The sequence below is a fragment of the Planococcus wigleyi genome, assembly GCF_014836985.1.
Classification (GTDB): Bacteria; Bacillota; Bacilli; order Bacillales_A; family Planococcaceae; genus Planococcus; species Planococcus notacanthi.
Genome location: NZ_JACSPU010000001.1, coordinates 468,532 through 493,323 on the forward strand (window position 1 = coordinate 468,532; position 24,792 = coordinate 493,323).

Annotated in this window: 26 protein-coding genes; 16 read left to right on the forward strand and 10 right to left on the reverse strand. The window is 42.6% G+C overall.

What is annotated here, in order from left to right; translation table 11 throughout:
- Positions 1–87: 87 nt before the first annotated feature.
- Positions 88–822 carry a gamma-glutamyl-gamma-aminobutyrate hydrolase family protein gene (locus H9630_RS02015; RefSeq protein ID WP_191713817.1) on the forward strand — a complete coding sequence of 245 codons (735 nt, stop codon included), beginning with the start codon at positions 88–90 and terminating at the stop codon, positions 820–822.
- Between the two features lie 15 nt (positions 823–837).
- Here H9630_RS02015 and H9630_RS02020 read toward each other — a convergent pair whose 3' ends face one another.
- From H9630_RS02020 to H9630_RS02030, 3 genes are all read right to left on the reverse strand, one after another.
- A complete protein-coding gene (locus tag H9630_RS02020) occupies positions 838–1,446 on the reverse strand; it encodes a DUF3267 domain-containing protein (protein WP_191713818.1) in 609 nt (202 codons plus the stop codon).
- A 100-nt stretch (positions 1,447–1,546) separates the two neighbouring features.
- Complete coding sequence (locus H9630_RS02025; RefSeq protein WP_191713819.1) at positions 1,547–1,972, reverse strand: hypothetical protein; 426 nt, start codon at positions 1,970–1,972, stop codon at positions 1,547–1,549.
- A 12-nt stretch (positions 1,973–1,984) separates the two neighbouring features.
- Positions 1,985–3,274 carry a helix-turn-helix domain-containing protein gene (locus H9630_RS02030; protein ID WP_191714480.1) on the reverse strand — a complete coding sequence of 430 codons (1,290 nt, stop codon included), beginning with the start codon at positions 3,272–3,274 and terminating at the stop codon, positions 1,985–1,987.
- 521 nt (positions 3,275–3,795) lie between these two features.
- Here H9630_RS02030 and H9630_RS02035 point away from each other — a divergent pair.
- The 3 genes from H9630_RS02035 to H9630_RS02045 all read left to right on the forward strand — a co-directional run bounded on the left by H9630_RS02035 (position 3,796) and on the right by H9630_RS02045 (position 5,598).
- Positions 3,796–4,389 (forward strand): general stress protein, encoded by a 594-nt coding sequence (locus H9630_RS02035; RefSeq protein ID WP_191713820.1) that lies wholly within the window; start codon positions 3,796–3,798, stop codon positions 4,387–4,389.
- A 112-nt stretch (positions 4,390–4,501) separates the two neighbouring features.
- Positions 4,502–4,651, forward strand: a complete 150-nt coding sequence (locus tag H9630_RS02040) for a hypothetical protein (RefSeq protein WP_191713821.1) — start codon at positions 4,502–4,504, stop codon at positions 4,649–4,651.
- Between the two features lie 74 nt (positions 4,652–4,725).
- A complete protein-coding gene (locus H9630_RS02045; protein ID WP_191713822.1) occupies positions 4,726–5,598 on the forward strand; it encodes a general stress protein in 873 nt (290 codons plus the stop codon).
- A gap of 38 nt (positions 5,599–5,636) precedes the next feature.
- Here the strand turns inward: H9630_RS02045 and brnQ are convergent, their stop codons facing one another.
- The 3 genes from brnQ to H9630_RS02060 all read right to left on the reverse strand — a co-directional run bounded on the left by brnQ (position 5,637) and on the right by H9630_RS02060 (position 7,630).
- The gene (gene brnQ, locus H9630_RS02050; protein ID WP_191713823.1) at positions 5,637–6,962 is read right to left on the reverse strand and encodes a branched-chain amino acid transport system II carrier protein; all 1,326 of its coding nucleotides are present in this window, start codon (positions 6,960–6,962) and stop codon (positions 5,637–5,639) included.
- A 118-nt stretch (positions 6,963–7,080) separates the two neighbouring features.
- Positions 7,081–7,263, reverse strand: a complete 183-nt coding sequence (locus H9630_RS02055; RefSeq protein WP_191713824.1) for a CsbD family protein — start codon at positions 7,261–7,263, stop codon at positions 7,081–7,083.
- 64 nt (positions 7,264–7,327) lie between these two features.
- Entirely contained in the window at positions 7,328–7,630 is a 303-nt protein-coding gene (locus tag H9630_RS02060) for a hypothetical protein (RefSeq protein ID WP_191713825.1), read from the reverse strand.
- A 105-nt stretch (positions 7,631–7,735) separates the two neighbouring features.
- On the opposite strand from H9630_RS02060, the gene H9630_RS02065 reads away from it, so the two are divergent.
- Complete coding sequence (locus H9630_RS02065) at positions 7,736–8,698, forward strand: NAD-dependent epimerase/dehydratase family protein (protein WP_191713826.1); 963 nt, start codon at positions 7,736–7,738, stop codon at positions 8,696–8,698.
- Between the two features lie 199 nt (positions 8,699–8,897).
- The gene (locus tag H9630_RS02070; RefSeq protein WP_191713827.1) at positions 8,898–9,974 is read left to right on the forward strand and encodes a glycosyltransferase family 4 protein; all 1,077 of its coding nucleotides are present in this window, start codon (positions 8,898–8,900) and stop codon (positions 9,972–9,974) included.
- 119 nt (positions 9,975–10,093) lie between these two features.
- Here H9630_RS02070 and H9630_RS02075 read toward each other — a convergent pair whose 3' ends face one another.
- Both H9630_RS02075 and H9630_RS02080 read right to left on the reverse strand, forming a co-directional pair.
- Positions 10,094–11,128 (reverse strand): LCP family protein, encoded by a 1,035-nt coding sequence (locus H9630_RS02075; protein ID WP_191713828.1) that lies wholly within the window; start codon positions 11,126–11,128, stop codon positions 10,094–10,096.
- Between the two features lie 179 nt (positions 11,129–11,307).
- Complete coding sequence (locus tag H9630_RS02080; RefSeq protein ID WP_191713829.1) at positions 11,308–11,943, reverse strand: YigZ family protein; 636 nt, start codon at positions 11,941–11,943, stop codon at positions 11,308–11,310.
- Positions 11,944–12,097: 154 nt separating this feature from the next.
- Between H9630_RS02080 and H9630_RS02085 the strand changes: the two genes are divergently transcribed.
- Positions 12,098–13,243, forward strand: a complete 1,146-nt coding sequence (locus tag H9630_RS02085) for a sensor histidine kinase (RefSeq protein ID WP_191713830.1) — start codon at positions 12,098–12,100, stop codon at positions 13,241–13,243.
- Between the two features lie 27 nt (positions 13,244–13,270).
- On the forward strand, positions 13,271–13,945 hold the full coding sequence (locus H9630_RS02090; RefSeq protein WP_191713831.1) for a response regulator: 675 nt from the start codon (positions 13,271–13,273) through the stop codon (positions 13,943–13,945).
- A gap of 112 nt (positions 13,946–14,057) precedes the next feature.
- Here H9630_RS02090 and H9630_RS02095 read toward each other — a convergent pair whose 3' ends face one another.
- The gene (locus H9630_RS02095) at positions 14,058–14,666 is read right to left on the reverse strand and encodes a 3'-5' exonuclease (protein WP_191713832.1); all 609 of its coding nucleotides are present in this window, start codon (positions 14,664–14,666) and stop codon (positions 14,058–14,060) included.
- A gap of 126 nt (positions 14,667–14,792) precedes the next feature.
- Here H9630_RS02095 and H9630_RS02100 point away from each other — a divergent pair, with 126 nt between their 5' ends.
- From H9630_RS02100 to H9630_RS02120, 5 genes are all read left to right on the forward strand, one after another.
- Positions 14,793–15,365 (forward strand): DUF4440 domain-containing protein, encoded by a 573-nt coding sequence (locus tag H9630_RS02100; protein WP_225218318.1) that lies wholly within the window; start codon positions 14,793–14,795, stop codon positions 15,363–15,365.
- 103 nt (positions 15,366–15,468) lie between these two features.
- On the forward strand, positions 15,469–16,302 hold the full coding sequence (locus H9630_RS02105; RefSeq protein WP_191713833.1) for a DegV family protein: 834 nt from the start codon (positions 15,469–15,471) through the stop codon (positions 16,300–16,302).
- 39 nt (positions 16,303–16,341) lie between these two features.
- Positions 16,342–17,670 (forward strand): DEAD/DEAH box helicase, encoded by a 1,329-nt coding sequence (locus tag H9630_RS02110; RefSeq protein ID WP_191713834.1) that lies wholly within the window; start codon positions 16,342–16,344, stop codon positions 17,668–17,670.
- Positions 17,667–18,323 carry a ComF family protein gene (locus tag H9630_RS18790; protein WP_225218319.1) on the forward strand — a complete coding sequence of 219 codons (657 nt, stop codon included), beginning with the start codon at positions 17,667–17,669 and terminating at the stop codon, positions 18,321–18,323. The genes H9630_RS02110 and H9630_RS18790 overlap by 4 nt, the downstream gene beginning before the upstream one ends.
- Before the next feature lie 40 nt (positions 18,324–18,363).
- Entirely contained in the window at positions 18,364–18,723 is a 360-nt protein-coding gene (locus H9630_RS02120; RefSeq protein ID WP_191713835.1) for a PilZ domain-containing protein, read from the forward strand.
- A 477-nt stretch (positions 18,724–19,200) separates the two neighbouring features.
- Here the strand turns inward: H9630_RS02120 and H9630_RS02125 are convergent, their stop codons facing one another.
- The gene (locus H9630_RS02125) at positions 19,201–19,908 is read right to left on the reverse strand and encodes an SDR family NAD(P)-dependent oxidoreductase (protein ID WP_191713836.1); all 708 of its coding nucleotides are present in this window, start codon (positions 19,906–19,908) and stop codon (positions 19,201–19,203) included.
- Between the two features lie 126 nt (positions 19,909–20,034).
- On the opposite strand from H9630_RS02125, the gene hpf reads away from it, so the two are divergent.
- From hpf to prfB, 3 genes are all read left to right on the forward strand, one after another.
- Positions 20,035–20,604 (forward strand): ribosome hibernation-promoting factor, HPF/YfiA family, encoded by a 570-nt coding sequence (gene hpf / locus H9630_RS02130; protein ID WP_284700299.1) that lies wholly within the window; start codon positions 20,035–20,037, stop codon positions 20,602–20,604.
- A gap of 324 nt (positions 20,605–20,928) precedes the next feature.
- Positions 20,929–23,445 carry a preprotein translocase subunit SecA gene (gene secA, locus H9630_RS02135; RefSeq protein ID WP_191713837.1) on the forward strand — a complete coding sequence of 839 codons (2,517 nt, stop codon included), beginning with the start codon at positions 20,929–20,931 and terminating at the stop codon, positions 23,443–23,445.
- Between the two features lie 64 nt (positions 23,446–23,509).
- A protein-coding gene (gene prfB, locus H9630_RS02140) for a peptide chain release factor 2 (protein ID WP_191714484.1) occupies positions 23,510–24,611 on the forward strand; the annotation gives its coding sequence in 2 pieces (ribosomal slippage) (positions 23,510–23,581 and positions 23,583–24,611; 1,101 coding nt in all).
- The last annotated feature ends 181 nt before the right edge of the window (positions 24,612–24,792 follow it).

The window sequence follows — 24,792 nt, forward strand, 5'->3', positions numbered from 1 at the left end:
TGGTAGAAAGCTAAATGTTTATCATTTTAATGAATAAGGGTATATAGAACAATGGACAATTTGAATAAGTGGAAAAGAGGAAGTTAAATGTCAAATGAAAACAAACCGGTTATCGGGATTACAGCACGAGTTGAAGAAGATCAAACCTACTCATTGGATCCAGTATACGGAAGAGCGATTTTGCAGGCTGGGGGTTTGCCGCTGATAGTACCGATTGTGGATAAAGAAGACATCCCTTTGTTATGCGAGCGCTTGGACGGCTTGATTGTCACTGGAGGTGGGGATATCAATCCTACTTTGTACGGGGAAGAGCCACATTTACGCTTGGGCGCCGTATACCCTGGCAGTGATGAGTATGAAAAAGAACTGATTTTGAAGTTTCTTGAACTCGATAAACCGTTTATCGGAATGTGCCGTGGGTTGCAGATGTTAAATATTTCATTAGGCGGCACAAATTATCAGGATTTAGAGGCTCAATTTGAAGGCAATTTGCATCAGCACAAACAAATGGCTATGCGGACACATCGTACCCATTCGGTAACTTTGGAAGACGAAAGCCTACTGTATGAGATTATGAAAGAGAAAAAATTCAATGTGAACTCTTTCCACCATCAAGGCGTCAAAGACGTTTCGGATCAATTGACGGTAGCCGCTTATGCTGCTGATGGTCTGGTGGAAGCATTGGAAAGCAAGCACCATCAATTCGCTATGGGCATCCAATGGCATCCAGAAGAATTCGCTCTTCAAGGCGATGATGCTTCCATGAACATATTTAAGCGTTTTGTTGACGAATGCCTGGTAGACAAAAAGCAAAATCAATAAATACAGAAAAAAGATTCAGGGATCTCTTATCCCTGAATCTTTTTTATTGCCTTCAGGAGTAAATAGAGCGGTTGCTTTTCCGTTGTCCTGAAATAGTGTGTCTGCCGGCGAGGTTAATGCGATATAAGCCTGTATATAATCTCCGGCAGAACCTGCAAAGTTTACGATCATTAAAATATAAACACTTAGAAACAAGGGGTTCGTAACGAGGGCCAATAGGGAAATCAATGCTGCTCCCCATATCGTTACAGGTGCCAAAGCGATGATGATAAAACTTCTTCGATTAAAATAAGCTTCACTGCCAACTGAAAGGAACGGAAACCGAATTCGATAGGCAGGGCGGCTGCGGGAAAAGATCTTTATGAAGACTGCGTGCATGGTTTCATGAAGAGCCATATAAACTAAAACCAAAACAACGGTAATAAAAAAAGACAAGAAAGGATTCAAAGTGCTAGATAAAGGCAAGCCTGTCCATAAAGCTAAGCCAATCAAAATGCCAGTGATCAAGACAAAGCAGGACTGGATCAAAACATTAAGATGTTTATCCTGAGCTAAATCGATTGTGCGCTCTATATTATAATGAGGTGGCAAACTAAGAGTATTTTCATTCATCTTCTTCCCCATGCATATTCCTCCTTGTAGATAGAAGTAGGAACGAACTTTAAAAGTAAAAAGACTGTCGCCAAGTGAATAAGCGACAGTCTGGGTAGGAGTAGAAAGAATACTAAGCCTGTTGATTTTTAACGGACCAAGGTTCAGGAACACGGGCTTGAGCAGCAACTTCTTTGCCGACGGACCAAGGTTCAGGAACGCGGGCTTGAGCAGCAACTTCTTTGCCGATAGACCAAGGTTCAGGGACGCGGGCCTGAGCAGCAACTTCTTTGCCGATAGACCAAGGTTCAGGGACGCGGGCCTGAGCAGCAACCTCTTTGCCGACAGACCAAGGTTCAGGGACGCGGGCTTGAGCAGCAACCTCTTTGCCGACGGACCAAGGTTCAGGAACGCGGGCTTGAGCAGCAACTTCAGTGCCGACGGACCAAGGTTCAGGCACACGAGCCTGAGCAGCAAAGTCAGTACTTGAGGCATTATCTAAAGAGAAAATATTTAACGCGAGAATTGAGAAAAATAATATTGTAACTCCTTTTTTCATTATGTCCACTCCCTAAAATAAGATAGTTGTACTTTTGTATGCTTTTCTTGCTTTATTCATAATTTCAGCTGCTTCTTTATATCTTTTTTGTTCATAAAAAACTTCACCCAAATGTCCGTAAAAGTATCCTATTTCAAAGAAATTCTCATTGCTTTCTAAACTTGGAACAAGTTGATTCAAAACATAGTTTTCAAAGCCTTCATGATTTCTATTCACTAAGTGATCGAGGCAAAGAAATTCAATGTAAGCTTCTTTAAAGGCTCGGTTTGTAGGGGAGTGGATACTTATTTTTTTGTTTTCTACTATATCAAAGCCTTTTTTTAACCAACTCTTAGCAATTTCATGATTACCAAGCTCATAATTACATTTAATTAAAACACAATAACTAATTAAAATATCGGCGGGGTATTCAGGATGAATATAGTCTAGAGAGCGTTCAGTATGTTTGATGGCTGGTTCATAATTTTGAAATAGAAAGTAAGCATATCCTATATTGTACTCAGTGGTAAAACGCAGAATATCAATTTCTAGCTTATTGCCAATAGTTAGTGCGTTCTTATAATGTTCCATTGACATTCTGAAGTTGCCAAAGTGCTGATGAGAGATGGCTATATTCAAATGGCATTCAACGATGCGTTTTGGAATGAATTCCTGTTGGTAAATCTTCAGGGCCATCTCCGTGTACTTATAAGCCATTTCGGTTTCTCTGCATTTTGTACTGGAAATCCCGATTGAATAATACAAATCACCGATCTCAGAAGCAGAAATCGTGTTGGGAGCAATTTTTTCAGCGACGAGATAAGTCTTCAAGGCTTTTTCAAAATCATTCAAGATGTAATTATAGTTTCCGTTGTACTTATGGAATAAATAAAACTGTTCTTGATTCATAAATTCCCTGAATCGATCGATTTCCTTGATTTTTTCTTCGGCGCTATCCAAATCCCCTGTAATGATGAAGTATCTAATTTGTTGAATGCTGTATTCCAGTTCCACATCTTCATCAGCATGCAATAAAGGATGATCTTGAATATCAGCATACTGTTCCATGATCTTTGCCTTGTTCTGCGGATGCAATAATGAGTTTTTAAAATTTTTCACAAGTACTTTTCCAATGGGATTGTCTTTAGGTGCCAAAGGGATGGCTAATTTTTTGCATAAAGCTTCAAGTTCCTTCAATGCTGGATCTTTGAGGCCGGTTTCAATTTTTTTCAGTTCTCTGGGAGTCAGTATGCCAGAGGCTAATTCTTCTAAACTAATTTTCTTTTTTAAACGATGGTATTTCAAGCGCATTCCCGTGTCCATTACTGCTCTCCTTTCCTTTTGCAAGGGCAGTACTTCTGTCATCCATGTAGGAGAGTTGTTTTCCGCCTTTTTCGGATCGTCCGAGAAGTAAGAAGAAAATAGATCGCTAAGTACGATAATTGCCGCCTCCACATCCCATAGTTGCTTTGTTTTTACATCTTTTATACATGATATCATCAATTTTCGAAATAAACTGCTTTTTTATTTTAGATTTCGATAAAAAGAGAAAAAAGGGAATAAAAGCCTACTCCGGTAATTGTTGAGTAACTGAATACTCATAAAAGTTATTTTTATGGGTATATTTATCCAATATTTATTAAAGCGCTAATAACTCTTATTTGAACTTTTCATTTTTGAAAAAATAGTTACACAAGCAAAGTACGCTGATTTCCTGTGTTTTATACCTGATCATAGTATATTCATGAGGGATTTTTTTATTCTGCTCCTAAAGAATGTTATGGATGTTTCCATCGAGGGTAAAGAAAGAATAGGAAATTTTATAATGTTATGGAGGTTTTTATATGGATACGGATAAAAAAGTATTGGCAGTGGTATTTTCGGAAAGTGATCTGCAAAGAAAAGTGGAAGATTTAAAGAATGCGGGGTATGAGGAACGCGATCTTCATATCATCGCCAAAGACGTAAAGCATTTTGATAACTACGCTTTCGATAAAACAGAAGTCGATTCATTTGCTGATAAGTTTAAAGGATTTATTTCAGGTGAGAGTGGTGTCCGTGAAGGAGTGAAATCATTAGGCCTTTCGGATTCGGAAACAGAACGCTATACGGCTGATCTCGCAAAAGGTGGAATCTTAATATACAAAGATGAAGAAAATAAAACCATTATAGACGTGATTTCAAATAAAAATGTAGCAGCGGGACAGGAAAATCCGAATGATCTGCAAAGACAGCAGTATATCAATTCGGTTGACAATAACTTTGATGAACAGGAAGATCGTTTTGCCCGTGGAGAAACATTCATGCAGGATCCGACCTTAGTGAAAGATGAAAAACATAATTCATTCACTACCCAAGAAAATCCGGATGTCGAGAAAGCTAGAGGCGGCTCCAGTGAAGCTGAAAAGCATAGCCAAAGCGATCGGAAGTACAAATAAAGGGGCTGTCCCATGAGTCTCTAAAATAAAACAGCGGGAGAGAAAGAAAGCCTTTTTCTCCGGCTGTTTTTTGATGGGGGAATACGTTTTCTGAGAGCAGCTGGCTGATGGAATGGAAGCCGCAGAAGCCGTGCCCACGGAACGCGTCCGCCGCAATGGACATCTGCCGAGTCTTTCGGGAACAACAAAAGGGCTGTCACCAAAAGTCATTTTTCATGACCTTTTGGGACACCCCCTTTTTACAGGCATCAATATTGCCTGAACTCCCGGTTCCAGGTTTTAGGTATCCATCTGAATGGGTAAACAAAAGTAACACAGTACACAGGAGGTTTTATAATGAGATCGGGAAATCGTGAGTTTGAAATCGTCTACAGCAAAGCAGAAATGGAAACAGCCATACAGGCATTAAAAGCGAAAGGCTATCATGAAGGAGATATTCATTTGTTGGCGAATGATAGAGGAGTTGTTGAATCGGCCGGAAAAGAAGGCGTTCAGGCAGACCAAGCGAACTCCATCTCTAATCGCTTTAAATCTTTTCTTAGTGGAAAAGATATCGTCAGAAAAGAGCTTGACCGGTTTAACTTGAACAAGGACCGGGCAGACGACTACGAACGTGAAATCGAAAAAGGCGCCGTCCTTCTTTATACAGATGGGCAAGCGATATCCGGTGAAGATGAACATTTCTCATCATTAGATGATTCCAACGATCCGATGGATATGGAAGGCAGCAGCGGACAAAGATCTGGCGACAAAGTTATTCCTCGCTACGATGACAAACCCCATAACCCTGATGAAATCTATGCGCGCGAAGTTTCCAGAGAAGACCAGCATGCCCGCGCAGGGAAGAGTGATCGATTGCAGGACTCTCGCTTAAAAGGGGATGAAATCCATCCAACTGCTGGATTGAACAAAGATGAAGGTTCTGCTCGTGAGAAGGAATTGGACCATGAGCCCGGTTTACAGACTAAAGAAGGAGAAGACAATCTATTGCGTGAAGACGGTGTCAACCGCCGTCAAGATGAACCTTCTCCTGGAGTGGATCCGAATTTAGGGCCTGCACCTTTTGGGCGTGATTCAGAAGAAGAGCATCTGCTGAATGACGAGCGCAGAGATGATTTGGATAAACCAAGAAACAAGCGCGAACACTACAATGAACACGAAGAAAAAAGCAAAAACAATGATACTCCGCCATCGCCAAGATTGTTTTAAAGAAAAAAGGAGCCTCCCGATACACCGGGAAGGCTCCTTTAATTCGTACGATGGGATAAGCGCGCAATGATGACGCCGATTAAAGTCCCGACAAAAGCTGGGGCTATCCAGCCGATGCCTTGTTCAAAAAACAACAGGTGGCTTAACAAAGCATCTATTGGTTCAAACATAATTCCAGTGGAACGAAGTGCATCGAAAATACTGACAATTGCGGTCGCTCCAAGTGCCAATATATACACATAAGGCTTCCGATAGAACATGAGATCAAAGAACGACAAAATGACTAAGACAATCGCTATCGGATAAATTGCTAATAACACCGGAAGCGAGATAGCGATTAATTGCGTTAAGCCCACATTGGCGATAACGGCGGAGAACCCTGCAAAAAATAATACATAAACGATATAGGAAATCTTCGGAAATATCTTATAAAAAAATTGTGCTGTTGCAGAAACCAGGCCGATTGAAGTCGTCAAACACGCGAAGGTGATCGCGGCAGACAAAATGATTCCACCGATATCTCCGTACAAAACACGTGAAGCCATGGCGATAACGATGCCGCCATTGTCCTGTAGGCCAATGGAATCAACACTCGTCGCGCCAATATAACTTAACGATATGTAAACGGCAGACATGCCGATGGCTGCTATAAAACCGGCATACGCAGTCGATTTCAATATTGTCCGGGTATCCGTGACTCCCTTATGTTGTATAGATTGAATGATGACAATTCCAAAAACAAGCGCAGCAATGGCATCCATTGTCAGATAGCCTTGCAGAAAGCTTTCGAAAAACGCTTCCGTATCATAATTTCCAATCGGAGAATTGATGGAGCCCATTGGAGTCAAAAAGCTTTTTACAGCCAACAGTCCAATGACCAAGATCAGCAAAGGAGTCAAAATTTTGCCGATTCTGTCCACCAACTTTGTTGGATTCATTGCAAACAGCACCGTAATGATAAAGAAGACAAGAGTGAAGATAAATAAAGACCAGAATGATTCTGCAAAATCAGCTGGAAGAAAAGGGGCGGTCCCGATTTCAAAAGCTACTGTAGCTGTACGAGGGATTCCAAAGAAAGGCCCGATTGCCAGGTAAACAATCAAGGTGAAGACGATACCGAAAACTGGATTGACACGTCCCGCTATAGATTGAAGGTCTCCTCCGGCTTTGGCGATCGCTAAAATTCCAAGTAGAGGCAGACCTACCCCTGTCAACAAGAAACCAGTTACAGCGATCGCCAACTCATCCCCGGCAAGCTGTCCTAGATAAGGAGGGAATATAATATTTCCTGCTCCGAGGAACAAGGCGAAAAGCATAAGTCCCAATGTAAAAATCTCTGTATTTGTAAGCGCCTTCTTTTCCATAAAAAACTCCTTAATAAATAACATGGATGCACGAATTTTCATTATAACCGAATTCTTGCACTTTTGAAAACATTAATCTTGCCATAAGAAAAACCCGGTTAGAAAACCGGGTTTCGGATTACTTATTATCTTTTTTGAAATCGCCGATCTTATCTTGGACGTTTCCTTTGGCTTTATCGATTTTACCTTCAGCCTGTTTGTTGGGATCGTTTGTAGCATTTCCGATTTGATCCTTCACTTCGCCTTTGCCTTTGTTTACTGCACCTTTTAATTTATCAGAGAATCCGTTGTTGTCGCTCATCAATAACTCCTCCTTCAAATTTATAACTACTTATATAATATCCTTCTGAAGAAGAATCTAAACATTATCGGGCAGATTCGGATTTGGCAGAAAGATTCCATAAAGTTTTTGAGGCGGTTTCTTTAACCGTAATGCATAAATCTTCCTCGCTAAGCCTCGTTAATGTTTGAAGAGGCGTATGGCCGTTTTGTGCGACGCCGAACCTTACTTCAGCATGCTGGTCCATCGATAGGTCTACAAGCAATCCTTCACAATTAATGATGCTAGCCAGCTCTGCGCGGGACTGGTAGTCCATTTTCAAAACAGCGGCTTCATCCCAAGGCGTCCACACTGTCTTCAGTGAATAAAATTGTATTGCATCATCCATCTAGTTTGCACCCCTAAAAAATATTTGAAAATTCGTGCTATTTTATTCAATATATCATATTATGATTGATATAGTAAGCAAAATTACTTATAAAGGAGCATTCATATGAAAATATTAGTTATTGGAGGCACATCTTTTGTAGGGCGTCATATAGTAGAGGCACTGTTGGAAAAAGAACATGAGGTAGTTTTGTTCAATCGGGGCAAAAGCAATCCGCACCTTTTTCCGCAACTGCAGAAAATACTGGGGGACCGAAGGAAAGATGCAGAAAAACTGGCAATAGAAAAATGGGATGCCGTTATTGATTCGTCAGCTTACACGCCAGCTGATTTAAAACCAGTTCTTAAGAATCTTAAAACAAACCATTATATCTTTATCTCGACCATTTCCGTATACGATGATTTTAAAAATGGCCCTGTCCGAGAAAGTGGAACCCTCTTTAAAACGGAGGTGACAGAAGATGAGGTTACTGGAAGTACATATGGGCCGTTAAAAGTGATGTGTGAAAATTATATAGAAAAGAATTTATCGGACAAGGCGTTGATTCTTCGACCGGGTATTGTGGTAGGTCCGTATGACCCGACAGACCGTTTTACATATTGGATGATGAAATTAAACGGCAAAGGCCCTGTCCTCGTTCCCGGCAGTAAAGAAAGAAAAATTCAGTGGGTTGACGCGAGAGACTTAGCTGAGTTCACAGTACTTCAAATGGAAAATAAAACAACGGGTGTCTATAATGTGGCGGCTGATGCTGTGTCTATGGAAGAACTTGTCCAAACTTTAAATGGTGGCGAAGCGGATTGTGTTTGGGCGGATGATCATTTTTTGTTGGAACAAGGGTTGAAAGCATTCGAATTGCCGTTTTGGATTCCATTTTCTGCAGAATTTCCGGAAGGCTTCCTGCTGGTGGACAATGAAAAAGCGAAAGGTGCAGGGCTGGGCATGCGTTCTGTGAAGCAGTCTGCCCAAGATACTTTGGAGTGGGCTCAGAAAGAGGGCTTGTCACGATTAAAAACAGGAATTAGTGAAAATAGGGAACGTGAATTATTGAATAAAATAATGAAGTGATTTGAAAAAGAATCCATTCTTCCAACACGGTTGTACACATCGTTTAACCAAAATATGTACAGCTGAAACTTTGTGAAAGAGGGAGCGTCCTATACTATATAGAGGGAATGAAGAGACAGGTTTTTCTTTATTTCTGTTCCAGTCATGCTATAATGACAATGGATATGTATGTATAGAAGATGTTTTAAGGAGGAAAGATATGCTATACCTTACCATGGTCTTGGCATTTATCGCTTCGATTTTGCTGACTCCGATTGTTAAACGCATTGCTTTTCGCGTAGGAGCAGTTGACCGACCAAATTACCGAAAAGTTCATGCGAGAATTATGCCGCGTTTAGGCGGGTTGGCCATTTTTGGTTCATTTTTGATAGCATATTTTATATTAAAACCTCAAGATCCGATTTCCAATGCAATTGAAGCATCGTTTATTCCGATTGAAACAGCTATAATCATAGGCGCTTTATTGATTATCATCACCGGTGTACTGGATGATATGTATGAAATCAGCGCAAAAGCGAAACTACTGGGTCAATTGGTAGCTGCAGGAATTGTCGTAGTCGGCGGGGGACTTGAAATTTCTTTCATCAACCTGCCATTCGGTGGTGTTTTGGATTTTGGTTATTTGAGTATTCCATTGACGATTCTGTGGATAGTCGGAATCACCAACGCCATCAATTTAATTGATGGACTTGATGGATTGGCAGCTGGCGTTTCGACAGTCGCTCTATTGACACTGGCAGCAATGGCTTTCATTATGGGCGATGTTTATGTTATGTCGATGGCTGCACTTTTGGCAGCGAGCACATCAGGATTTCTGGTCTATAATTTCCACCCTGCAAAAATTTTCATGGGTGATACCGGAGCATTGTTCCTAGGTTTCATGATTTCAGTCTTGGCCTTGATGGGATTCAAGAATGTCACAGTTGTGGCATTGATCATTCCGATCATCATGCTCGGCGTACCGATTTCAGATACGTTTTTTGCCATCGTTCGGAGAGTGCGTGAAAAGAAATCGATCTCAGAAGCAGACAAGTCCCATTTGCATCATTGTTTACTGAACATCGGCTTTTCACATAGCCAAACCGTGCTGATCATTTATGGAATTGCTGCTTTGTTTGGGCTTGCAGCGCTATTGTTTTCTCAGGCGACCTTATGGGGAGGAATCCTGTTGATCAGCGTCATGCTGGTGGCAATTGAATTGTTCGTTGAGGTTGTTGGGTTGGCAGGGAAGAATTACCGGCCATTATTGAATCTTGTTAAATTTATAGGCAAATAAAAAAAGATTGAACTTGAAGCGCATTGCTTTGATTTCAATCTTTTTTTCTTTTGTGTAAAAGATACGGGGAATGCTTTAGAAAGCTCCAGTGACAATTGAACAAAAAAACACCACAGTTTTCACTGTGATGTGTCGTCTTCTACTAGGTCTCTTGCTACGTTTTGTTCTATCTCATTGGTGGTTAAGTTGGACGTATCCGGTTTTAAACCGAGGTGGCTTTGCAGAACATCTTGTATTTCCATCAGGGATTCTTCTTTCAATTTCCAATAGTAAATCCCGGTGGACATATCATCATAACCGTCAAGCGTAATGGTTTCCACGTCTGGTTTACCGTTTTTAGCGTATTCGAACAATGCACGCATATCCTCGAATCTCATGTTCGTTTTCATGTTGTCTCCAACTGCTTCGAAAACATCACCGTATTTGGTGATTGAACCGACTGATAAGGCGCGGTTCATAATGGATTCAAGAATCATTTGCTGGCGTTTGCCCCGTTCAATGTCATTATCGTAATGGCGTGTTCTCGCAAGTGCCAGCGCTTCGCTGCCATTCAGGAACTGGATGCCTTCTTTTAGTTCAATGGCATCCTGCGAATCATTTTCATCTTGTTCCGTGATGTCATAAGGCACTTCTACTTTAATGCCGCCGAGGGCATCGATCACATCGATGAAGGCGTCAAAGTTCATCCGCAGGTAATAATTTACCGGTACTTCCAAAAGTCCTTCTACACTTTCGATGGTTGAACTCGGCCCATTCAAAGCATAAGCATGAGTGATTTTATCTTCTTTTCCGCTATCCGGAATATAGGTATACGTATCACGAGGGATACTGACCAGTTTAATGGACTTGTCTTGGTTGTTCAATGTTGCCAGGACGAGTGCATCTGAACGGATATTGTCGTCACTTTGGTTGCGTTCTTGGCTGTCATCCACGCCAATGAACAGGATGGAGATGTTGTCCGTAAGCGGTTCAACCGGTTCATCTACGTTTCCTGTAGACTCATAAGCGCTGTTGACGGCCAATTCCGCTTGTTTGACCAGGTAAATCCCGTAAGCTGAAACGCAGATCAACAATGAAACAACTAAAGTGAGAATCACTTTTATAATTGTTCGTTTCCTGTCCGACTTGGTTTTCCGATAATGTTTTCGGTTCATATTTATTTGCTCCTCTATAGGTAATGGGCCAACCGAGTTATCTGTTCGGATAAATCCATTTTCTTAATTAGCGACAGGCTTTTTGCTCTTGAAAAAAATTTTTGTATGTGCCGACAATCTGTTTTTTTCTGTGCTGTTGACATTATACAGTGATTTTTAACAGCCGTAAATGAAAAGAATCATGACTTTGAAAATTCGAGGAATTCACTGCTCGTGATGCTGACGTCTGCTTGTCCATTCGTCATTTCATTTATCCAATCGATGAATTCCTGCTCTTTTTCAACAGGAACGTAAATATAGATGTCTACACCTTCCATATATTCTAAGCGGTCAAGCGGATACGGGGACTGACGAATTTCGTTTTCAAGTTTACCGAGCCATGTGTAGTCTATAGAAGCTTTCATCAAATGATGAAGTTTTCTTTCTACAACGCCTGCAGCAGCAATAGCTGCGGAAGCCGATTTGCCATATGCCCGAATTAAACCGCCACTGCCCAATTTTATGCCGCCATAATATCGGGTGACCACCAGTACAGTATCTTTCAAGCCTTGTTTTTTCAAGACTTCAAGCATGGGGAACCCGGCAGTGCCACTTGGTTCTCCATCGTCATTTGCCTTTTGGATAGAATCGTGTTCTCCAATAAGGTAAGCTGAGCAATTGTGGGTGGCTGTCCGGTGCAAGAGTTTAATCGAATCAATAAAGTTAAGCGCCTGCTGTTCTGTTTCAGCGCGTGCTGCATGTCCGATGAACCTGGATTTTTGGATAAGTATTTCTGCATTGGCAGAATCGCCTACAGTTGTGTAATTTTCTCGCAATTTAGCGCCTCCTGTTGTAAAATGAAATCAGATAATTTGTAACGTATATTTAATATGGTCTTGCTTATAAAGTGATATACTTAATACAGCCGACAAGGTATAAAGAATTAAGGTTTTTACCTGATACAGTCAGTATAGCTAAGGCGGTTTTAGAATGGCAAAGAAAATCGGTGCAAAAACACCTGATTCTATTTTTAATGAAATGCTTGCTGGAATAGAACAGGCTAAACAAGATATTTTCGTCATTAGTGAAGAAAGTCGCCAAAGTTATGAAAAGATGAAAGACGAATTGGAAGATGTCCGCATCAATATTGCTCGAGTGATTGAAGATGGAGATGTTTTGGAAGAAAAGACACGTGCAGCTCGACGGCGGTTGGCTGAGGTTTCGCAATTTTTCAACTCTTTTACAGAGAGTCAGGTTCGCCAAGTTTACGAGCAGGCAAATAATCTTCAAGTACAATTATCACTCAACCGGAACGAAGAAAAAAAGTATCGGCAAAAGCGTGATAAATTGCAGCGCAGACTTCAAGTTTTACTGCAGACAATAGAGCGGGCGGAAAGCTTGGTCAATCAAATCAATGTCGCCGGCAGCTATTTGACTTCAGATTTCGAGAATGCTGATGAAGCCGTCGGCAAGAATAAGTCAAGTCAAGATTATAGCCTCCGCATCATTGAAGCGCAAGAGGAAGAAAGAAAACGTCTCTCAAGGGAAATCCATGATGGACCTGCCCAAATGATGGCTAACGTATTGCTTCGTTCCGATTTAATTGAGAAGACATATCGTGAAAAAGGCCCTGAACCCGCTTTTCAAGAGATTACGTCATTAAAGGATATGGTGAGGCAGGCGCTTACGGAGGTCAGGAGAATCATATACGATTTACGGCCTATGGCATTGGATGATTTAGGACTTGTGCCTACGCTGAAGAAATACATGGACACCATCGAAGAGTACAACAAAGGCATCAGGATGGATTTCCAATCGATTGGAAAAGAAGTGCGGTTGCCGAACAAATACGAAACCGCTATTTTCCGTCTGGTGCAAGAAGGTATTTCAAATGCGATACGCCATGGGAAATCTTCTGAAATTACAGTTGAAATGGACTGGTTGAAAGACCAGGTGAAAATTACAGTAACAGATAACGGAACTGGTTTTGACCAAGGAATTGTCAAACACCAATCATTCGGATTAGCAGGTATGAGAGAAAGAATTGAATTGGTCGAAGGAGAGTTTTTCATTAATTCTTCGCCAGGGAACGGTACAGTCTTAATGTTTCATATACCTTTTGAAAAGGGTATATAAGATAGGGTATTCGAGGAGGACGACATAATGACAAAAATAATTATTATTGACGATCACCAACTTTTCCGTGAAGGTGTAAAGAGAATTTTAGATTTTGAAAGTTCATTTGAAGTCGTTGCTGAAGGCGGAGACGGCAACGAAGTCATCAAATTATATGAAGAAAATCAACCGGATGTGGTATTGATGGATATCAATATGCCACAAAAAAATGGTGTAGAAGCTACTGGGGAATTGATTGAAAAGTTCCCGGATGCAAAAGTCATTATGCTGTCCATTCACGATGATGAATCTTATGTGACCCATGCTTTGAAAACTGGTGCTTTAGGTTATATGCTTAAAGAAATGGATGCAGATGCGATTATTCAAGCAATTAAAGTTGTAGCGAAAGGCGGTTCTTATTTACATCCAAAAGTTACACGCAACTTAGTGATGGAATTCCGCCGTCTAAGCGAACGTGAAAATAAAGGTTCTTTCCATCAAACGGAAATCCGTCGTCCTTATCATTTATTGACGAAACGCGAAAGTGAAGTTCTTCAATTATTGACGGATGGCCAAAGCAATCGCGTCATCGGGGAAACTCTGTTCATCTCTGAGAAAACAGTCAAAAACCACGTGTCGAGCATTTTACAGAAAATGCAGGTCAATGATCGGACGCAAGCAGTTGTAACGGCTATTAAAAACGGTTGGGTAGAAGTAAGATAACTGCCAAATAGTGAAGACGGTGTACCTGCCTTTTGGCAGGTACACCGTTTTTTTTATTAGCCAACTTAACTGTGCATTGAGCATCATTATTTGCAGATGCCAGCTTCTTTCTTTAAAGCCGGTCGTAGCAGTATTGATAGATGGCCGCTGTTGCCAGGCAGTCGCCTAATGCATCGTGGGCGTCATGCTCAAGCTTTAGAAAAGCGGTCAAGGTAGTTAGTTTGTGGTTAGGTGTCTGAGTGATCGCTTTTCTCGCCAATTTGACTGTATCAATAACCGTGTATTCAGGAATGGGCGTGATTTCTTCCAAAGCGTAAAGGAAGCCCATATCAAAAGGTGCATTATGTGCAATGAGTGGCAAACCGCCGATAAAAGCGATCAGTTCATGTGCAATTTCTTCGATGGTGGGGGCGTTTTCTACATCTTTATTGGTGATGCCGGTAATTCGGGTGATGGTGCTCGAAATGAAGCATTCGGGATTGACCATAAGATACATTGTTTCCTTGCGTTCATGGTTAATGTATTTGACAGCACCGATTTGAATGATTTTATCACTTCCTGCACGTAAGCCGGTCGTTTCGAAATCGAGGACAACGTAGTCTTCAACCTTCTGCATGCTCGATTTATACTTCTTTGGCCGGGCCGGCTGTTTACGGCTCCATTGAGGGCGCGTTTCCTTCATTTTCTGTTCCAGTATCTGCCGTGCATCTCTTTTTTCCATACGATGCCTCCTTTTTTACTTTCTAGTGTACCGCAAAACTGAAAAAAATTCCGTTTTGGCAGATGACACAGTTTCTTCATTGTATTCGCCATCTGCCTATGGCAAAATGAAGCGCAGGAGGAATGCATGATGAAAAAAATGATTATTGCGGTTGGGCTGATTTTGACGCTAGCTGCCTGTTCGAATTCAGAAGAACCTTCAGTCAATGGAAATACGGTCGAAGACGGCAATGCCTCTAATGAAAATAATGCTGTTGACCATGGCATTAAAGAAAATAAGGATGAAAAAGTCGGCTTTACAGTAGATGATGAAGGAAATGTCATTGAAGCAGATGTGCCTGAAGAAAAGGCAAGTGAACTTCTTGCTGCCTATGATGAATATATTGCTGCTTTCAATTCTGAAGATATTGATCGGTATATGGAAACCATTGCACAAGAACCGGACGGTTTCGATCGCGAAGAAGACAAAGCAGCATTGGCTCAGGCTTTTGAAGCTTTTGACAGCAAATATGAAACCAATGACGAAACAATTGTCAAATATGAAGAAAGCCGTGCGGAAGTTTTTGCAACACTGAATGTTAAGATGAAAGATGCAAAGTCATCTGACGCCATCGAGCAGTCAGGACGCCAAGTGGTCGTATTCAAAAAAGAGAATGATGAATGGAAAGTAACTAGCGTTCACTTTATCGGTAATCAATAAAAGATATCCCGCTATGTGCGGGATTTTTTTTATTGTGACTTTTCACATTATGTCTTTTCTATGTCTTTTTTTGGTAAACTAGCAAGGGGGGCTTGATCGAGTAATGAAAACAGCAATTGTAACAGATAGCACATCTTATTTGCCTATAAAAACACGTGAAGCATTAAAGATCCATACAGTTTCACTAGAAGTGACGTTTGGGAACCAGTCATTTAAAGAAATAGATTTAACAGAAGAAGTATTTTATCAGAAAGCTAAAGAAGAATTCCCGAAAACTTCACAGCCGCCTCTGGGAGAATTCGTTGCGCTGTATGAAGATCTTTCAGCCGACCACGCTGAAGTTGTATCCATCCATTTGTCGAGCGGCATCAGTGGCACCTACGCAGGTTCCAAACAGGCTGCTGAAATGGTTGATGGCGTCAAAGTTTATTCTTTTGATACAGAACTTACTTGTGGCCTACAGGGGTTTTATGCAATTAAGGCCGCCAAAATGGCTGAAGATGGAGCAGATGCCCAAACGATTTTAACCGAATTAAACGAAATGAAAAAAACCTTGCGTGCTTACTTCATGGTGGAAGACCTGAAACACCTGCAGCGTGGCGGACGATTGTCGACTGCACAGGCGCTGGTTGGCGGTATGCTGCAAATCAAACCGATTTTGCATTTCCAGGAAAAAGTCATTGTTCCGTTTGAAAAAATACGGACACGCAAAAAAGCGATGAATCGGATTGTTGATTTATTGAAAGCAGACGTCAACGAGGGTTTGGGATTCCAGGCAACAATTATCCATGCGAACCGGCCGGAAGAAGCTGAACGATGGAAAAAAGAATTGGAGGTTGCCTGTCCTGAAGTGGATTTTGAAATTTCCTATTTTGGGCCAGTCATCGGAACACATTTAGGAGAAGGAGCAATGGGTCTTGGTTGGGTGAAGAAATAAACCTGCTGAGGCTTTTTCTCTATCGAAAGGTGGTAGTCCATGAAAGATATAGAAGAGTTTTTGACTGGGCGGGTGTGGCTTAGAAATTTCACGCCCTTTCCAAAAGAGCAGATTGACCAGGCTATTTTAAACGGGAAAATCAGCATCAGCCGAGGCATTACGGATGAGCTTCAGTGTGCCCGTTGCCTCGAAAAGTCACCACAAAAAATTATTTCTTTTTTCTGCAGTGCATGTGTCGGCATCTGTTATTATTGCAGACATTGCATTAGAATGGGACGCGTCAGTTCCTGTACAGAATTGATCACCTGGTCATCTCCTTCAACGATTACTCCTCAGAGCCATTCTTTTCACTGGAATGGCAACCTCACACCTTTGCAGGAAAGAGCTTCCCAGGAAGTTCAAAAAAGCCTCTTTCAACAAAATGACCATCTTGTTTACGCCGTCTGCGGAGCAGGAAAAACGGAGTTGTTGTTTCCGCCGATTTTCGCTGCGTTGCAAAAAGGGCAACGCGTTTGTGTCGCTGCACCCAGAACGGATGTCGTATTGGAACTTTCACCGCGCTTGCGTGCCGTCTTTCCGGATACGATCATCCACAGCCTGTACGGGAATTCTCCCGAAGAATCGGGTTTTGCGTCGCTGGTCATTGCAACGACCCATCAATTATACCGATTTCAAAATGCCTTCGATGTCATGATTGTCGATGAAGCAGATGCATTTCCCTATTCTTATGACCTTGCTTTGAAAAATGCAGTGATAAAAGCGCGGAAGAAAGACGCACCTATTGTTTATGTATCTGCTACTCCTTCGGATCAATTGCAGAAGCAAGTGCCGGAGATATCTCAAATTTTTAATCGCTTTCATGGGCATCCTTTGCCGGTTCCTGAATTTCGGTCATTATGGGGATACGACAAAGCTTTTGCAAAAGGGAAGATTCCTAAAAAGCTGATTGCCTGGGTAGATGAAAAAATAGAAAAAGAAGAGCCGTTTCTTGTGTTTTTTCCGACAATCGAAATGATTGAGCAGGCCATCCCTTTATTGCAAGAGCGCCATCCGGAAATTGCGGCGGTGCATTCAAAAGATCCGGATAGAAAAGAAAAAGTGATGAAGTTGCGCCAAAGGCAAATCCCAGGAGTTCTGACATCGACCATCCTTGAGCGCGGAATCACGATTCCTAATGTGCAAGTGGCAGTAGTGGGCGCTGATCAGCCTGTTTTCAATGCGGCTGCTTTGATTCAGATTGCCGGACGGGCTGGAAGATCAGCGGATTATCCCGATGGAGAAGTTGTGTTTTTCCATAATGGCATCGTTCGCCAAATGGATAAAGCCAAGCAGTTAATCATTTCCTATAATGGAGGGAGCCGCCGATGAACTGTTATTTATGCGAGCGGGATATGCCTCTCCAAGCAAATTGGCGAAGCCTTTTTTTAAACGACTTGGAAGAAGTAATCTGCAGCCGGTGCCGCAGCAGTTTCGAACGGCTGGAAAAAGGCTGCCGTATTTGCGGGGGGTTAGGAACAGACATCTGCTCCGACTGCAGCAAATGGGAAACGACAGCCTACGCCGGAGTGATTGACTCCGGCAAAAGTTTATTCCGCTACAACCCTGCAATGAAAGAATACTTGCATCAATATAAGTTTTTAAAAGATATCGTGTTGGCAGAAGTGTTCGCACCAGTCCTGCGGGAAGAGCTGCGCAGCCAAAAAGCAGTGATCGTTCCAATTCCAATGAATGAAAACAAATTGAAGGAGCGTACGTTTCCACAAGTCGATCGGCTGTTGGATGCGGCCTCTCTGCCTTATGTCTACTATCTCGGGAAAAACGAAGTAAGACTGGGAGGGAAATCAAAAGCTGATCGAATTGCTTCGGAAGATGTCTTTTGGTGGAATGGAAAACCGGTCCCTGAAAAAGTGCTATTGTTCGATGATCTGTACACCACAGGAAGCACGATGAGAATGGCTGCTAAAGCCTTAAAAGCGGAAGGCGTCAAAGAAATTACCATTCTGGCGCTCATCCGTGCCTAATAGGTAAAGTTATAATACAGGATAACGAGGAGGGACATGAATGTTTTATAAAAGGTCAGAAAGTTTTCGTTACACCTTCGGCACGCCGCCAGAAATCCATATGCACGTATCGGGGGCAGTAGAAAGTCCATCCAAGACGACTAAAATATATGGCTTACTGCTTGATATCTCTCCAAAAGGAGCCAAATTGTTTTCAGAAAGGAAATTGCAGCCGGGAGAAGAAAATGTCAGACTGGAATTTGTCTTAAACCACGAAACAATCCGGTCGGGCGCAACCATTGTCTGGAAACAGCAATACGAGGAAGGCTGGATCTACGGTGCAGATTTCGAACGCAATTCAATCAAGGAAATGCTTATTTTAAATGAAATCAGAGAACTGAAAGAAATAGAAATGAAATAAAACCGGCCTTGGCCGGTTCAGACTGTAGACAAAGTCTTTACAAAATGAATAGCGGTGCATACCCCCAACCGGTCCGGCCACTTCGCGTTCCGTGGGCTCAGCTTCAGCCTCCTCGTCACTGCGTTCCTACGGGGTCTTCAGCTTTCGCTGTCCCACAGGAGTCTCCGTGGCCAGCCCGGTCGGGGGCGTGTAGCTCTAATCAAAGAAAAGGGCTTGCTAGTCAGAATCCCGAAGACATCGTCCAAACAAACTTGGTAAATCCATCAAAGGATCCGTAGCGCAAGGCGGCGACTCCAGCGGGATAGTGAAGTGCCGAAATCCACTCGGGCGTCAGTCCGAGTTAGTTCGGCGCGAGCCCGCAGGAAAGCGTCCGCCTGGAGCGCAGGATCTAGTGTAAATAAGATAAAATGAATAATTATTCTTTAAAGGATATAACTATTCTTTTGTCTACAAGCTGAACCGGCCTTGGCCGGTTTTTTAGTGCTCGTATATCATTTTTCTTGTCATGCCGCCGTCGATATTCAGGCATTCGCCCGTGATGAATGAGTTTTGTGGATTGCTCAGAAACAGGCAAGCCCGTGCGATGTCGTCGGGATTTCCGACGCGTCCGCTCCAATGCTGCTTGTGGTCCACATCGCGCAATTCGGCAGTGTCCCCAGTATGGATCCAGCCTGGAGCGATTGAGTTGACGCGGATTCCTTGTTCGCTGAAAGTGGCGGCGAGTGAATGGGTCAATGCGAAAATGCCGCCTTTTGATGCCGAATAGGTTTCTGTATTGGGTTCCGACATGAAAGCCCGTGTCGAGGCCATGTTAATGATGGAACGGATATCGTCTTTCATATAGCGAGCTGCTTCACGGCTGCAGATGAAGACACTTTTTAAGTTAGTGTCCAGAACCTGATCCCATTCCTGTTCATCCACTTCCCAGATGGATTTGAACGTTGAAATCCCGGCATTGTTGATCAATGCATGGATAGCACCGTAATCCTCATGGATTTTTTTGAATACAGCCATTACTTCCGTGAAATCTCCCACATCGCATTTTCGGTATTCCACGTTCTCCAATTCGACCGGTTGGATATCTAACCCGATAACACGCGCATTTTCAGCTGCGAAATGTGTGGCAATGCTGCGGCCAATTCCTTGCGATGCTCCTGTAACGACAATGGTTTTATTAGTGAACATGAACTTCATCTCCTTGTCATAATGTTTACCTGTAATCCATGTTCTTAAAACTTTTTTGGTTTTAAGAAGGAAAGACTAGGGAAGATGTAGAATTGTACAAGTAGCACAATAGAAGGAGGAGTTAACATGTTGCAATTTAACATCAGAGGCGAAAATATTGAGGTAACTCCCGCAATACGCGACCACATCGAAAAGAAAGTGGAAAAAATTGAACGCTATTTTACCGACGGAGCAAATGCTACCGCGATGGTCAACTTAAAATCCTACAATCATAGCCAAACAAAAGTGGAAGTCACAATACCAATGAAAAATTTAACATTACGTGCTGAAGAACGGCATGATGATATGTATGCTGCAATTGATTTGATCGTCAGCAAACTAGAGCGCCAAATCCGTAAGTACAAAACTAAAGTCAACCGCAAATTCCGTGAGCGGGATGGCATTGGGCTTGCTTTTGCAACAGCAGAAAATGATACACGTGCACAGAATGAAATTGAGGAAGAAGAAGAAGATTTGACAATCGTTCGCACTAAACAGTTCGACTTGAAACCGATGGATGAAGAAGAAGCGGTTTTACAGATGAACATGCTTGGGCATAACTTCTTCGTCTTCACGGATGCAGAATCCAATGAAACGAATATTGTCTATAAACGAAAAGACGGAAGCTACGGACTGATCGAGACTTCTGCACAATAAAGGCATCTCCAATAGGATGTTAAAGCCTCTCCTTGCGAGAGGCTTTTTTAGTTGCTTTTTTCGATAGGAAACATTTTTCATATTAGGCTTTAGAGACAATAGATGGCGGATTCAGGCGCTTTAACGACAAAGAAAGAGAATCCATAATTTGCACGCATTTCAGCGCAGTGTTAAAATGAATAGTGAGATTTTTTTTGAAACAACCGATGATGATTTGGGTAAATATGTTCTTATAGGTATTACTTAAAAGAACACTATAAAAGCTAAAGCGATCATCCGGCATGACAGGTGCCGGCGGACACTTACGCAGGGAGCGGTATAATTATGCTAGGAGTATTGAATAAGGTATTTGATCCGAATAAACGGGATTTGAAGCGATTAGAAAAAACGGCAGATCGGGTAGAAGCGTTGGCTTCTGAGTTTGCAGCTTTGTCCGATGATGCATTAAAGGCGAAAACCGAAGAATTTATCGCACGCCATGCAAAAGGCGAATCATTGGATGACTTGCTGCCTGAAGCATTCGCGACTATTCGTGAAGCGTCGAAACGTGTACTTGGCCTGTACCCATTCCGCGTACAGATCATGGGGGCTGTTTCTCTTCATGAAGGGAATATTTCTGAGATGAAGACAGGTGAAGGTAAAACTTTGACCTCTACTTTAGCCGTCTACTTGAACGCTATCAGCAAAAAAGGTGTGCATGTCGTGACGGTCAACGAATATTTGGCTAGCCGAGATGCTATGGAGATGGGCCAACTTTACGAATGGCTTGGACTATCTGTTGGATTGAACTTGAACAATTTGACCAAAGACGAAAAACGGGCGGCGTATCAGGCTGACGTAACATATAGCACCAACAACGAATTGGGCTTTGATTACCTGCGGGATAATATGGTCCTTTACAAAGAAGATATGGTTCAGCGGCCATTGAATTACGCTGTAATTGATGAAGTCGATTCAATTTTGATCGATGAAGCGCGGACTCCGCTGATCATTTCCGGACAGGCAGCCAAAGCGGCGCAATTGTATCAGCAGTCTAATGCGTTTGCACGCCTTCTGACAAAAGACCAGGATTATACTTACGATGAAACGACCAAAGGTGTGGTGTTGACGGAAGAAGGCATCGAAAAGGTTGAGAAAGCCTTTGGAATCGATAATCTTTTTGATATCAAACACGTGCGGCTGAACCACACGATCAACCAATCATTAAAGGCATATGTCACCATGCACAAAGACGTTGATTACGTGGTACAGGAAGGCGAAGTCGTCATTGTCGACCAATTTACGGGCCGTCTAATGAAAGGGCGCCGTTATTCGGATGGGCTTCACCAGGCAATTGAGGCGAAAGAAGGCCTGGAAATCCAAAACGAATCTATGACGATGGCTACCATTACATTCCAGAACTATTTCCGTATGTATGATAAGTTGTCCGGTATGACAGGGACAGCGAAGACGGAGGAAGAAGAGTTCCGCAATATCTACAATATGTACGTTGTGGTCATTCCGACGAATAAACCGATCATCCGTGAAGACCGTGTAGATTTGATTTATTCTACAACTGCCGGTAAATACAAAGCGGTAGGCGACGATATCGCTGAACGAAACGCAAAAGGACAACCTGTATTGGTGGGTACTGTAGCGATCGAGACTTCTGAAATCATTTCAGAGTACTTGACGAAAAAAGGCATCAAGCATTCGGTATTGAATGCCAAAAACCACGCCCATGAAGCAGAAATCATTTTGAACGCAGGCCAAAAAGGTTCTGTTACGATTGCCACCAACATGGCTGGACGCGGTACAGATATCAAGCTTGGCGAAGGTGTCATCGAGGCAGGCGGACTGGCTGTTATCGGGACAGAGCGCCATGAATCACGCCGTATCGATAATCAGCTGCGCGGACGTTCAGGACGCCAAGGCGATCCGGGTGTCACTCAATTCTACCTGTCTCTTGAAGATGACTTGATGCGCCGCTTTGGATCAGATGCGATGCGCAACATGATGGGCAAATTAGGCATGGACGATTCACAGCCATTGCAATCAAAAATGGTGACACGTTCTGTGGAATCAGCACAAAAACGGGTTGAAGGCAATAACTTTGATGCACGGAAACGCTTGCTCCAATACGATGATGTGCTTCGCCAGCAACGCGAAATCATCTACAAAGAGCGTATGGAAGTTTTGGACACTGACAATATGCGTACATTGGTTGAAAATATGATCAATAGCTCTATTGAACGCATGGTTTATACGCATACTGTTGAGGAAAAACAGGAAGACTGGCACCTGAAGACACTTTCTGAAACAATAGCTGCCAACCTGCTTCCCGAAGATACAGTCACTGAAGCTGATCTGCAAGGAAAAACCCAGGAAGAATTGATCGACTTCATCAAGGCAGCTGTCGCTGTGCGTTACGATGAAAAGGAAGTTGAGATGACGCCTGAACGGATGCGTGAATTCGAGAAAGTTGTCTTGCTTCGTTCGATTGATACGAAATGGATTGACCACATTGATGCAATGGATCAGTTGCGCCAGGGAATTCATTTGCGTGCTTATGGACAAAATGATCCGCTTCGCGAATACCAAAGTGAAGGATTCGCCATGTTCGAGGCAATGGTTGAAGCCATCGAAGAAGATGTCGCGAAGTATTCCATGAAAGCTGAAATCCGCAATAATCTTGAACGTGAAGAAGTTGCAAAAGGGCAGGCCGTCAACCCGAAAGAAGACGGACCGGCACCGAAAAAGAAAAAGGCTCCTGTCCGCAAAGACATGGAAGTTGGGCGCAATGAACTTTGCCCATGCGGCAGCGGCAAGAAATTTAAGAATTGCCATGGCACAGCTTCATAAGAGTGTGTGAAAATACCGAAGAGCATATGCTCTTCGGTGTTATTTTGAGGAGGAACATATAATGATGGAATTAGCAGACATCCGTAACGAGCTCGACAAATCAGCCAGTAAATTGGCGGACTTTAGGGGGTCTCTTTGACTTAGAAAACAAAGAAGCCCGCATACAGGAATTGGATGAAATGATGCTCGATCCGGATTTTTGGAATAACCAAGAATCGGCGCAGACAGTCATATCGGAATTGAATGGGTTGAAGGAAATCGTTAATGCTTATTACGGTTTCGTAGAAACCCAGGAAAACATGGAAATGTCTTTAGAGCTATTAAGAGAAGAAGACGATGAAGAGTTGCATGAAGATGTTAACACTGAAATGAAGGAATTCATTTCTAAGCTGGCAGATTACGAATTGACGATGCTGCTCAGCGAACCGTATGACAAAAACAATGCCATATTAGAATTGCATCCAGGGGCAGGCGGAACTGAGTCTCAGGATTGGTGTTCAATGCTTTTGCGTATGTACACACGCTGGGCTGAAAAACGCGGATTCAAAGTAGAGACACTGGATTACTTGGCTGGAGATGAAGCAGGTGTTAAATCGGTGACTTTAGGGATTCGTGGACACAATGCCTATGGCTACTTGAAAGCTGAAAAAGGTGTTCATCGCCTGGTTCGGATATCGCCTTTTGATTCATCAGGCCGCCGTCATACTTCTTTTGTTTCCTGCGAAGTCATGCCGGAATTTACAGGTGAAATTGAAATCGATATTCGTACAGAAGACTTGAAAATCGATACGTATCGGGCAAGCGGCGCCGGTGGACAGCATATCAATACAACGGATTCCGCTGTCCGTATCACTCACCTTCCGACGGGGGCTGTTGTGACGTGCCAACAGGAACGTTCACAGATCAAAAACCGGGAAAAAGCCATGCAAATGTTGAAAGCGAAATTGTATGCGCTGAAAATCGAAGAAGAAGAAGCCCGTCTTCTTGAAATTCGTGGAGAACAAAAAGAAATCGGATGGGGAAGCCAAATCCGTTCTTATGTGTTCCATCCCTATTCGATGGTCAAAGATCACCGGACGAATTATGAAACAGGCAATTTGAGTGCTGTCATGGACGGCGATATTGATGGATTCATCAATTCCTTATTGCGTTCTAAAATGGAATAGAATTATGTAGTGGATTGTGAAAAATTGCTGCAGTTCTAGACGAACGCCGCGAAAGCCAATGAGCTTTCGCGGCGTTTTGTCTTTGGGTGTCTGGCGAATGCCCTGCTTTACTTGAATGAAGTTCACAAAGTTCCATGCGTTTGGTATACTCTGACAGGGTTTAACCGAACATAACAGAGAA